Origin of the sequence: Agriterribacter sp., from assembly GCF_035445465.1 — a bacterium.
Classification (GTDB): domain Bacteria; phylum Bacteroidota; class Bacteroidia; order Chitinophagales; family Chitinophagaceae; genus Agriterribacter.
Genome location: NZ_DAOMQT010000084.1, coordinates 1 through 11,635, shown reverse-complemented (window position 1 = coordinate 11,635; position 11,635 = coordinate 1). Strand labels below are relative to the sequence as shown.

Here is an 11,635-nt window from a genome sequence, read left to right as displayed (position 1 = left end):
GCCAACTTAGCTCAGCTGGTAGAGCATTTCATTCGTAATGAAAGGGTCGTCGGTTCGAATCCGATAGTTGGCTCTGATAAACCCCCGGTATTATTTTAGTCCTGCTTGTCTGGTTTGTTTTGAGCAGAAAGCAACTGGTCTATCTTTTCATCTATCTGTTTTAATTGTCCTAGTATTACCCATGCGGCAAGACTATCTTCTTCGTTTAATATGCTTTGCGGCTTGTCTCCGCTATTAAGCACATCCTTTAAAGAGCCGTTTTCCAAATCGGTGAGCAATAGATCATCAATATTAACTCCAAATATCTTGGATAATTCTATTACCTTTTCCAGTCCGGGCCGGCTTACATTATTTTCATAATTAGACCAGGTATTTGGCGAAATGCCGCACCTGTCTTTCATTTCAGACTGTTTCCATTTATTTTTTTTACGTAAAAACCTTAGATTTTTATGTAGATAACTCCCTGCCATTCGATTTTCTTAAAAAAAATTCCAAATTTTATTTGAAATAACAAAATACCTGATGTATCTTAGATAACAAATCAAGGCTTCACCGGTAACGCTACCAAATATATGAAAAACGAATCAGGAAATTATACAGAAATTACCATTCCCACACTTATTGCAAGGTTGGAGTTTTACGATAGCGCGGTCTTATAACCTTGCTGAGACGATATGTTTATTATTTCATAAACTATGGGGCATTCTGGATGCAGACGAAATCAGGCAATCGGGCGCTGTTTCAATCATTTGGATTGATCTTATCATCCATAACCTCTTTGCATGACAAATAAAGAATACAGGTTATTAACAAGCCGGCCATCAAGGATGCAATCCAGCAATATAGATAACCCTAAGGATGCTTTGGAATCTTTCTTCAGCAGCTTTACGCTGGATGATTGCAGGAATTATTTATGGGAGCTGTATGAAAGATGCGTAATGAGCTATGCACGGGAACATACGGTACATGAAACGGCATCGGATATGCTTTTCTTTTATACCCATACGGAAATGCTGATAGAAGCTGCATGGCTTATCAATAACAAGCATAAGAGAAAAGAAAAAAACAGGAAGAATACTTCTCCGGGTCAAAAAGAGCATACCTGAACCATTTGCGTACAGGGCAAATATTTACAGCGAACTATTTTTTCCGGTGGAAAAATCGCTATCCATTTTTCAGCAGTAACTGTTAAACAGTGAAAAAAGATAATAGCATAAATGAAAGATACCATAAGTCCTATCACTTTTTAAACAAAGCGGTTGACGACCCTTTCCTGTGCCTCACAGCCATATTTGATGCTTTTCACCCCAACGACTTTCGGAAAGAGATAACTTTTTGGCAACAACTGGCTTTGGCAAATGACCAGAGCGCCTATGATGAAGGAAAAGTGAGGGAGGATATGATGGATTTTTGCCGTGAGCTTTTACGGATCACCGAGGCTTTCTATATTATTAATGAGAATAGAAAGCGGCAACAAAAAGCTAAAAAGAGAAAGAACTCAAAAAAAGAAACAGGGAGAATAATTAACGCATTCCATCAGCTAACATTATTAAGCGACCGGGAAAAGGCTGACCCGCAACTGGCTGTCAGGGCTTTTTGTAATGCATTTTCGCACGAATATTCAAGGATTGAGCTATTGGACCTGTTGGATGCTGTTATTACTTATGAAGGAAAAAAAACGGTTTACAAGGGCAACCTTGTGCTGGTTTATCAATGCATGGAATCTTTACTCAATCTTGCTTATATGATTGCTAAGAAGAAGAAACTATTAAATCATCTAAAGCCATCCCGATATGCTGAACACCGAGTACATCAATAATCATCCGGCAGAAGAATTTTGGTATTGCTCTAAAGAGTCCGTTGAAAACGCGCAAAAAGCCATCTGTGAATTTTTTGATATGTATGGCTCAGGCAGCGCGCAGGAACGGCTTTGGGAAATGCTTAAGCTGGCATTAGGCAGTGCGGAAATAAATGACTGGAATGAAGTGAAACGGGCAAACGTTATCCATTTTTATGAACTGCTGGCACAGTTGATCAAGGCCAATTACCTGTTGTTTTTAAAAATGAGCAATGAAACCTGAAAACATGTTCGGGGAAAAAAGCCCTATGCTTTAGCGAGATTCCTGATATCACTTATCGTAGGTGATACGCGTGAATGTATCTGCAGATTTGAGAGGCAAAAGAAGTTACATTCAATACTCCTAAGGTTTGGGACAGCATTATCAAAATAAAAACGGCGCATGTTTATATGTGCCGTTTTTATGAATTTTTGCGAATGAATTAATAATTATTCCATCAGCCTGTACAGCTCATCTAAGTTGGGCGAAAGGATGATTTCTGTTCTGCGGTTCAGCGCCCTTCCTTCCGGTGTGGCATTGGTATCGCGCGGATCGAAGTAGCTATGGCCCGATGCCACCACCCTGGCCGGATCTACCTGGTAATCTTTTGTGAGGATGCGCACGATAGATACCGCCCTGGCTGTGCTTAGTGCCCAGTTATCTTCAAAAGTTCTGCGGATAGGAATACTGTCGGTATGCCCTTCCACTACAATCTGTATCTTAGGATCGGTATTGAGTACCTGAGCTATTTTGCCCAGTGCTTCCTGCCCTTCTTTACCTACTACCGCACTCCCCGATTTAAAGAGCAGCTTTTCCTGCAATGACACATATACTTTTCCATCCTTTACAAAAACATCAAGGTCTTCGGCTTTGTATTGTCCTAATGCCTTATTAATCGTGTTGCGCAGGTTTTCCACTACGCTGCGCTGCTGATCTATCAGTTTTTGCAGCGCTTCCAGGCGCTTTTGCTGTTCTTCAATCGTAAGTGCTGTGCTGCTCAGTTGTTCCTGGGTGCTGCTCAACTGCTGTTCTGTGTTGCTCAGCAACTGGCGGGCCTTATCCAGTTCCTGCTCTTTTAAGCTTTTAGCAGAGGCCACATCGCTGAGTTGTTTTTTTAAATCTTCATATAGCTGGTTACTTTCCCGCAGGTTTTTACGAAGGATAGCCAGGTCGTTTTCAAAACGAAGGCTGTCTTGCTGCAAAACACTGATGGCATTGGTTGCTTCTGTAAACTTTTTCTTGGATACACAGGAGGTAAGCCCGGCAAATACAAATAATGTAATAAAAGCGGGCAGGAGATGCTTCATATTAAATGGATTTTTGGTTTACAACTAACACACAGGCATAGTTGCAGTTAATGTAATGATAATGATAGCCGCTCAAAAATAAACAAATAATTTGTTGTAAGTGATTTTGAATTGCGGGTACCTGCTCCCCTGCACACCCTGAAACCTGTAACCTGCAACCTGTAACCCACTTTGCACTCTGCAACTTGTAACCCAATAATGCCGCCCAGGTTATATCTTTGGCCAAAGTGCGGTATGGAAAAATCGAATTTTGTTGATCAGATCAGGATATTTTGCCGTAGCGGGCATGGCGGCGCCGGCAGTAAGCATTTTATGCGCACCAAATACAACCCGCAGGCAGGTCCCGACGGTGGCGATGGCGGCCGGGGGGGGCATATTATGCTCAGGGGCAATAAAAACTTATGGACTCTTTTGCATTTGCGGTATTTTAAAAATGTGCTGGCCGAAAATGGTGAAGGCGGCAGCGGTAACAACTGTACGGGCAGAATGGGAAAGGATGTTATTATAGAAGTGCCATTGGGAACAGTTGCCTTTGATGAAGAAACGCATGAAAAGGAAGCCGAAATAATGGAAGACGGGCAGGAAGTAATATGGATAAAGGGCGGACGCGGAGGCCTGGGCAATACCAATTTTGCCACGGCCACCAACCAGACGCCGGAATATGCCCAGCCGGGCGAACCCGGACAGGAAGCCTGGAAGGTGCTGGAGCTAAAGGTGCTGGCGGATGTAGGCCTGGTAGGTTTTCCCAACGCAGGCAAATCCACCTTACTATCGGCTATCACCGCCGCCAAACCAAAGATCGCCGATTATGCTTTTACTACTATTAATCCCAACTTGGGCATAGTAGCCTACCGCGAAAACAAAAGCTTTTGTATAGCCGATCTTCCCGGTATTATTGAAGGGGCTGCGGAAGGCAAAGGTTTGGGACATCGTTTTCTTCGTCATATTGAACGCAACCCCGTGCTGCTGTTCCTTATTCCGGCCGACAGCAAAGACCATCATAAAGAATTTGATATACTGGTAAATGAGTTGGAACAATATAATCCGGAGCTTCTGCACAAGGAATTTATTATTGCTGTCAGTAAAAGTGATATGCTGGACGATGAATTAAAAGCAGCCATCAGCAAAGAGTTGCCCCCCGATGTCCCGCATCTTTTTATTTCATCGCTTAACCATAAGGGTTTGGTTGAACTAAAAGACCTGTTATGGCAAATCTTAAATAAAAAAAATGACCAGTAAATAACTTAACAATAGCAAAAATGCCTTAATATTACTGCTGCAAAAAGCGATTACTTTTATTTAATTATAACCTACGATTGCCTGCCATTTCCGGCATTTACTGCGAAGCCCCCGGGTTTCGCTTTTTTGTTGCATTATCCAGCCCGCATCCCTTATCTTTATAAGCGTATTTTCCTGTAAGCGATTGGTCATTCTGAAAAATTCTGTATATGGCTTTACTACCCTGGCGTAAAGGTATTGTTACCCGTATCGGGGAAGAAGCTCCTTTAACCCGCAGGTACTGGATTGAAGTTCAGGATACGGCTCAATTTGATTTTACTCCCGGGCAGTTCGTAACGCTTGATTTACCCATACATGAAAAGCCTGCCAGAAGATGGCGCAGCTACTCTATTGCATCCTGGCCCGATGGCAGCAATGTGTTTGAGCTGGTGATCGTATTGCTGGAAGGCGGCGCAGGCACCAATTATATTTTTAATGAAATAAAAGAAGGTTCCGAATTTACGTTGCGCGGTCCCCTCGGTGTGTTTACACTGCCACAGCCTGTTGAAAAAGATCTTTTCCTGATCTGCACCGGCACAGGTATTGCACCTTTTCGCAGCATGGTTAATTATATTAACCTGCATAATGTTCCCCACAAACATATTCACCTCATATTTGGCTGCCGCGAAAAATGCAACCTGCTGTATTATGACGAGATGCGGGAGCTGGAAGAAAAAGTGCCTGATTTCCATTATTATCCTACCCTATCAAGGCAGGAATGGGAAGGCAAAACCGGTTATGTACATGCCATATATGAAGCGCTTGCTCAAAGCATGCCGCCGGCACAATTTTTTCTTTGCGGCTGGAAGAATATGATTGATGAAGCCAAGCAAAGGATTTTGGCTATGGGCTACGACCGTAAAGCCATTCACCAGGAATTGTATGGATAATGTTATTTGAGATTTGAGATTTAAAATTTGAGATTGCATTACGCTTCTGATTTGCAGTATCAGCTACCGGGTAGGCTTACTACTCACAATTCACAACCTTGCGCCCATCCTCCCGTATTTTCAAATTCTTCACATTTCCACATTTTCCATATTTTCACATTAATATGATTACGTTAAAAGAAGGCGATAAGGCTCCTGCCTTTTCGGGAAAGAATCAGAAAGGAGAAAAAATTACCTTATCGGATTATAAAGGGAAAAAGCTGGTATTGTATTTTTATCCGCAGGATGATACGCCCACCTGTACTGTACAAGCCTGTAATTTGAGGGATAATTTTTCGTTATTAAAGCAAAAGGGATTTGAAATACTTGGCGTGAGCCCGGATGATGAAAAATCGCATCAGAAATTTGAAGCAAAATATGCGCTTCCCTTTGATCTGCTGGCCGACCCCGGTCATAAGATCATTGACAAATACGGCGTATGGGGTGAAAAACAGTTATATGGAAGGAAGTATATGGGACTGCACCGCACTACTTTTGTTATTGACGAAAAAGGGGTGATCAGGAAAATATTCTTCCGGCCGAAAAATAAACAACATGCTGAAGAGATAATAAAATCCCTGGAACAGCAATAGCGCTTATGGATGTTTCAGATATTAAGATCAAAGAAAAATCATGGAAGGCAAAGCTGGCCGCAGGATGGCTGGGCGTAGATAATGTGGCTTTTACCCTGGGTAAAACCATTCACCTGTATAATGCTACCGCACAGGAATTTTTGCACGATACCCGCTGGGTAAAGCATGAGCTGAAGCATGTGGAACAGTTTAAACGTTACGGCTTCATTTCATTTATAGCCAGGTATACGCTTGAAACCCTGAAAAAGGGGTACTACAATAACAAATATGAGGTAGAAGCCCGTATGGCGGAAAAGGAAATAATCTAAAGGGCGCTTATTGTGCCTGGTTCCACAGCCTTTATATCACGCTACAATTTATACCGCTTTAAACAGTTATTATAACCGGCATATAATGTACTATATGTCAACTTTCCCAATATTTTTTCCCGGTTTCGATATAGGACTTGGCAAATTTATTTATCTTGGTAAGTCAAGACCTTGCTAAATACCGAATGACCCCTCAACCCAAACATTGCCTTCTTTCTTTATGGCGCATCCTGTTGCCGTCCCTGTGCTGCTTTGTATTTCATACAGCAGGGATAGCGCAATTAAACGCTTTTTTTAATGCAGATAAAGAAGGCGGCTGCCCTCCTTTTACTGTTCAGTTCAGCAATGCCAGTTCGGGCGCCTCGGCCAATGCCGCCTACCTGTGGAATTTTGGTAATGGCAACACAAGTGAGCTCAGGGATCCGGCCGCTATATATACAGAAGAAAAAGAATATACGGTAACCCTTACTGTTACAGATGAAGGCAAAACCAGCACATATACCCGGCAAATTACCGGGTATCAAAAGCCTGTGGCAGATTTTTCGGTTTCCGCCACCAAAGATTGTATACCTGCCGGCATAACCTTTACCAGCAGTTCCAAGCCAGGCAGCGGATCGCTCAGTCGCTACTATTGGGACTTTGGCGATGGCAGCACGGAGGAAGGATATGGCAATACCATATCTCATACATATATGGCGGTTCAAAAACCTTCTGTAAGCCTTACTGTTACCAATAGTTACGGCTGTTATAGCACAATAGAAAAAGATGAGGTAGCAGAAATACTTCCTGCTATGCATGCGTCATTTACTTCCGATAAACGGGTGCTCTGCACACCGTCGGATGCAGTGCAGTTTACCAGTATCAGCTCGGGCCCGGGCACATTAAGCTATATCTGGGATTTTGGAGACGGGAACACGTCTTCTGTAAAAAATCCATCTTATTCCTTCAACAAAAAAGGGATTTACACGGTAAGCCTTACTGTAAAGAATGAAGAAGGATGCAGCATAACCACTACGCAAAGCGACTACCTGAACGTAGCCAGCTATAAGGCCGCTTTTAATACCCCCGCGCTGATATGTGAAGGTCAGCGGGTGGTTGTTAACAGCACCAGCACGCCAAATCCTTCTTCCTCCAACTGGTATATCAACGACCAGCCTGTATATAGCTGGTATAACAGTCTGGAATATACATTTGCCGATACGGGAAAGCAAACCATAAAGCTGGTGAACACATTTGGCGACTGCCAGGACGTTGCTACCGCCACGGTGCATGTACGCCCTGTTCCCAGGCCCACCGGGTTTGCCGCCGATATACAAAGTTTATGTGGTGCGCCTTCCGTGGTAAAGTTTAAGGATAATACCGAAGGTGCTGTAAAATGGGAATGGGATTTTGACTATTACGGTTATTATCATCCCGGTTCAGCAGCGCAGGCGCCATCGCATACCTATACAGGCGATAATTCATATTTTGTAAACCTTACCGTAAGCAATATATACGGGTGCAGCAGTGGCACCGGGCAATATGTAACGATCAGCAAACCCTATGTAAATATTTATAACAAGCTTAGTTCCGGCAGTGATAACTGGTATTGCGGTTATGTAAAAGTGCAGATGGCTGCGGGAACCGCTACCGAAGAGATCATTGATTATAAGTGGCATTTCGGCGATGGAGCCACTTCCACTGATCCGGAACCGGTGCATGAGTATACGAAGCCCGGTAATTTTAATGTTCGCCTTGAATATGTTACCAAAAATGGTTGTAAGGGTGTTTCCAATTCCATCGACTTTTCTGTATACAGTAAGCCTAAAGCCGATTTCAAAGCTATTGCGGGTGTGGATATTTGCGGTAACACGCCTGTAACATACAGCTATACCGGCACAAACTTTTCGTACTTAGTGTGGAGCTTTGAAGGCGAGTATAATGATTTGTATTATGGCAACAATGGCGGCAGAACAGTACAGTATAACAAGGAAGGCACTTATGGCGTAAAGCTAACGGCATACAATGGCAATTGCAGTGATGAGATTGAAAAAAAGAATTATGTAACCATAAAACCGCCTTTTCCCAAAATAACCGGTTACACATTAAGCTGCGAGGGCACACGGGGCCTCGTTAAATTTACACAGGCTTCAGAAGGAGCCACTTCATGGAAATGGGATTTCGGCGATGGCAAAACACAAACTTTGGCTTCAGAAGAGCCTGTTGTTGAGCATGAGTATACCAAAACAGGAAGCTATAAAGTTGTTCTCACTACTTCCAACGGGCAATGTTCCGTTCGCGATTCCATTACGATTGCAGTATTGCTGAAGCAAAAGCCGGTGCTTGCGCTTGCTCCGGGGGAAGCCTGTACCAACACATTTATCAACTTCAGCATTTCCAATATGGAGCAGAATCCTTATATGGCTAACTTTAACAACCTCTATTATATCGAAAAATGGGAATATGCCAACGGGGAGCCATTTGAGGGCAGCTCTTATTTTGATTACAGTAGCAATGATTGGCGGCCAGTAAGGGGCAGCATAAGCTCCGCTCAGACTAAAGACAATCAATTACGCGTAATAACAACTTCTTATTACTTCGGATGCGCGGATACCAGCAATGCTGTTCCTGTAAAATTCAAAGGTGCTTTGCCGGCTTTTGATGTAGTTAAAGACGGGCTGTGCTTTACTACGGCTGAAGTGATCTTAAAAGATGCTTCCATTGCTGAGAACAATACCATAACAAGTTGGCACTGGGATTTTGGCGACGGGCAAACACTTACAAAAACATCGGGAGGGCTGGTACAGCATCAATACGAAAATCCGGGCAACTACTATGTAAAGCTTACGATCACCGATGCGGGCGGCTGCAGCAGCAGTACGGCATCTTACGGAAAAGCAGTAAGCGTAAACGGGCCAAAGGCAGCGTTTAGCCTGGCGCAGGGCAATAATGTTCCTTTAAATACCAATATTATCTTTTACAACAGCACCAATACTTATGGTGCAGACAACGTGCAGTACCAATGGGATTTTGGCGATGGAAGCGCACCCGGCAACAGCTATTACGAATCGCACACCTACACGCAGCCCGGCACCTATGCCATACAGCTTACAGCCACCGATGCGGTGAGCGGCTGCACCTCTTATGCCACCCAAACACTTGTGGTGCGATATTTTAATACGGCATTCCGCTTTACACAATCCTTTGTAACCAATACCCAATGCGCCCCGGTGGTGGCCAGCTTTGAAAATACGTCTTATGATTATACCAAAATAGTTTGGGATTTTGGCGATGGGAGCCCGCTGCTGGAAAACGTCTCTTATCCCCGGCACGCATATAAAGAGCCCGGTACATATGAGATAAAGCTGATGGGCTATGGTTACAACGGGTTGGAGAAAACGTTTAAAGACACTATCATCATCAGCCGGCCGGAAGCTTCTTTAAAAGCAGGACCGCCCGAAATCTGCCTTGGGCAGCAGGCTTCGTTAAAGGCTGCGGGCCCGGGCATCAGCAGCTATGCCTGGGATTTTGGCGATGGCAACGTGATGATTTCAGGCGACAGCAGCATAAGCCACACCTATAACAGCGCAGGCATTTATATGCCACAGTTACTTATAACAGACGCCGGCGGCTGCACGGGCGCGGCAAATGCCGGAGACAGGATACAGGTACGGCCAGCACCAAAGCTAACGGTTACGCCCACCCAAACCCGTATATGCCTGGGGGAAAGCCTGCAGTTGTCTGCCAGTACACCAGGCGGGGTAAGTTATACATGGGAAGCCGCTAACGGCATCAACCACATGAACCTACCCAACCCAACGGTAAAGCCCGGTCTTACCACTACCTATAATGTAGTGGCGAAAGACGACCTGGGCTGCAGCGCAACAGGATCTGCAGCCGTAACAGTGGTTCAGCCGGAGCAACTGAAAGTTCAGCCGGATACAGGTATATGCTATGGTAAGCAGGTACAGCTCCATGTTAGCGGCACTACCGTTTACCAGTGGATCAGGAACACAAACGGGTTAAGCAGCATACATATTGCTGATCCCGTAGCACAGCCCGTTGCCACCACTGTATATACAATAACCGGTGGTGATCAATACGGCTGTTTTTCTGACACAGCAGATATAGTGGTGAGTGTTTATGACCTCCCATCCGTATCAGCCGGCCGCGATGTGGAAGTGCTTGCCGGAACACCTGTGCAGTTGCAGGCAGACGGCACTCCCGATATTGTATCATGGAAATGGACCCCGGATCAATATCTTAGTTGCGGTAACTGTCCTGCGCCGGTGAGTAAAGCGCTGGCCACTACCGAATATCATATTACGGTAACCAACGCGCATGGCTGTACGGCATCCGATGGTATGATCCTTAAAATGCAATGCGAAGAAAGTAAAGTGCATATACCCAATGCCTTTACGCCTAACGGCGATGGCAGGAATGATGTGTTTACCATTCTTGGCATTTCCTATGTAAAGCACCTGGTAATTTATAACCGCTATGGAAAAAAAGTGTTTGAAAGAAGGAATTACATAGCAGCCGACCGAAGCCTGGGATGGGACGGCACATTCAACGGGGAACTGTTGCCCACAGGGAGCTTTGTGTACTTTGCAGAAATGGAATGCGAATCAGGCGGAATATTTACCAGAAAAGGCACGGTGACCATGATCAGGTAAAGCCGCATACATAGCGGGGCTGTCTCAAAAGAGCCGGTATAGAAAATGTACTACTAAGACTCAAAGCCCTGATCTTCCCGTTTTATTTTTAGCAACTTCGCAGCAAAATATTATAGTGTGCTTAGGTAGTATGTATTATGATCTCCATTCAGCCGTCAGCCTGCTTTGTTTTCCGCATTATATTTTTTTTCGGCCGCGGCTGCTTTTTCAAAATCAAGTACTACACCGTTAATGCAATATCTCAGGCCCGTTGGCGGGGGACCATCTTCAAACACGTGTCCCAGGTGCCCTTTACACCGTCCGCACATTACTTCTGTTCTTTCCATACCCGCGGTATGATCGGGCGCATAAATGATGCTGCCTTTGGTAACAGGCTCGTAAAAGCTGGGCCAGCCGCAGCCGCTTTCAAATTTGGTATCGCTTCTGAATAAAGCGTTGCCGCAGGCCGCACAGTAATAGGTTCCCACTTCACTAAACTTTTCATACTTGCTGCTCCACGGCCTTTCCGTTCCCTTTTTCCGGGCTATATAATATACGTCTTCGGGTAAAACATCTTTCCACTCCGCATCACTAAGGTTAACCTTAGATTTGTCGGTGCGGGAGTATACTTTATTTTTATTATTTGTATTATCCATATGTGCTGATGATTTTTTTTGAGGTGGTTGTGAAAAGCTACACTGGCAAAAGATCATGGGAGCTATTAATACGATAAGAAGAGGTTTAAAGA

At 44.3% G+C, this 11,635-nt stretch carries 11 protein-coding genes and 1 tRNA gene; 9 read left to right on the top strand and 3 right to left on the bottom strand.

Going from position 1 to position 11,635, the window contains the following annotated elements; translation table 11 throughout:
- A tRNA-Thr gene (locus tag PLE34_RS20735) sits at positions 1-73 on the top strand.
- 22 nt (positions 74-95) lie between these two features.
- Here PLE34_RS20735 and PLE34_RS20730 read toward each other — a convergent pair.
- Positions 96-470 carry a helix-turn-helix domain-containing protein gene (locus PLE34_RS20730; protein ID WP_324560183.1) on the bottom strand — a complete coding sequence of 125 codons (375 nt, stop codon included), beginning with the start codon at positions 468-470 and terminating at the stop codon, positions 96-98.
- Between the two features lie 312 nt (positions 471-782).
- Here PLE34_RS20730 and PLE34_RS20725 point away from each other — a divergent pair, with 312 nt between their 5' ends.
- The 3 genes from PLE34_RS20725 to PLE34_RS20715 all read left to right on the top strand — a co-directional run bounded on the left by PLE34_RS20725 (position 783) and on the right by PLE34_RS20715 (position 2,081).
- On the top strand, positions 783-1,106 hold the full coding sequence (locus PLE34_RS20725) for a hypothetical protein (RefSeq protein WP_324560181.1): 324 nt from the start codon (positions 783-785) through the stop codon (positions 1,104-1,106).
- Between the two features lie 89 nt (positions 1,107-1,195).
- A complete protein-coding gene (locus PLE34_RS20720; RefSeq protein WP_324560179.1) occupies positions 1,196-1,819 on the top strand; it encodes a hypothetical protein in 624 nt (207 codons plus the stop codon).
- Entirely contained in the window at positions 1,794-2,081 is a 288-nt protein-coding gene (locus tag PLE34_RS20715; protein ID WP_324560177.1) for a hypothetical protein, read from the top strand. The genes PLE34_RS20720 and PLE34_RS20715 overlap by 26 nt, the downstream gene beginning before the upstream one ends.
- Positions 2,082-2,287: 206 nt before the next feature.
- On the opposite strand, the gene PLE34_RS20710 is transcribed toward PLE34_RS20715, so the two are convergent.
- A complete protein-coding gene (locus PLE34_RS20710; RefSeq protein ID WP_324560175.1) occupies positions 2,288-3,145 on the bottom strand; it encodes an OmpA family protein in 858 nt (285 codons plus the stop codon).
- Positions 3,146-3,379: 234 nt separating this feature from the next.
- Here PLE34_RS20710 and obgE point away from each other — a divergent pair, with 234 nt between their 5' ends.
- The 5 genes from obgE (at position 3,380) to PLE34_RS20685 (ending at position 10,908) form a co-directional block, all read left to right on the top strand.
- Positions 3,380-4,384 carry a GTPase ObgE gene (gene obgE / locus PLE34_RS20705; protein WP_324560172.1) on the top strand — a complete coding sequence of 335 codons (1,005 nt, stop codon included), beginning with the start codon at positions 3,380-3,382 and terminating at the stop codon, positions 4,382-4,384.
- A 209-nt stretch (positions 4,385-4,593) separates the two neighbouring features.
- On the top strand, positions 4,594-5,313 hold the full coding sequence (locus PLE34_RS20700) for a ferredoxin--NADP reductase (protein WP_324560170.1): 720 nt from the start codon (positions 4,594-4,596) through the stop codon (positions 5,311-5,313).
- A 164-nt stretch (positions 5,314-5,477) separates the two neighbouring features.
- Positions 5,478-5,945, top strand: coding sequence for a thioredoxin-dependent thiol peroxidase (bcp, locus tag PLE34_RS20695; RefSeq protein ID WP_324560168.1), 468 nt, complete (start codon positions 5,478-5,480; stop codon positions 5,943-5,945).
- Positions 5,946-5,950: 5 nt separating this feature from the next.
- The gene (locus tag PLE34_RS20690; protein ID WP_324560166.1) at positions 5,951-6,253 is read left to right on the top strand and encodes an eCIS core domain-containing protein; all 303 of its coding nucleotides are present in this window, start codon (positions 5,951-5,953) and stop codon (positions 6,251-6,253) included.
- A gap of 185 nt (positions 6,254-6,438) precedes the next feature.
- Entirely contained in the window at positions 6,439-10,908 is a 4,470-nt protein-coding gene (locus tag PLE34_RS20685) for a PKD domain-containing protein (RefSeq protein WP_324560164.1), read from the top strand.
- Between the two features lie 155 nt (positions 10,909-11,063).
- Here the strand turns inward: PLE34_RS20685 and msrB are convergent.
- The coding region (gene msrB, locus PLE34_RS20680) for a peptide-methionine (R)-S-oxide reductase MsrB (RefSeq protein ID WP_324560162.1) at positions 11,064-11,635 on the bottom strand (572 nt) is incomplete at its 5' end.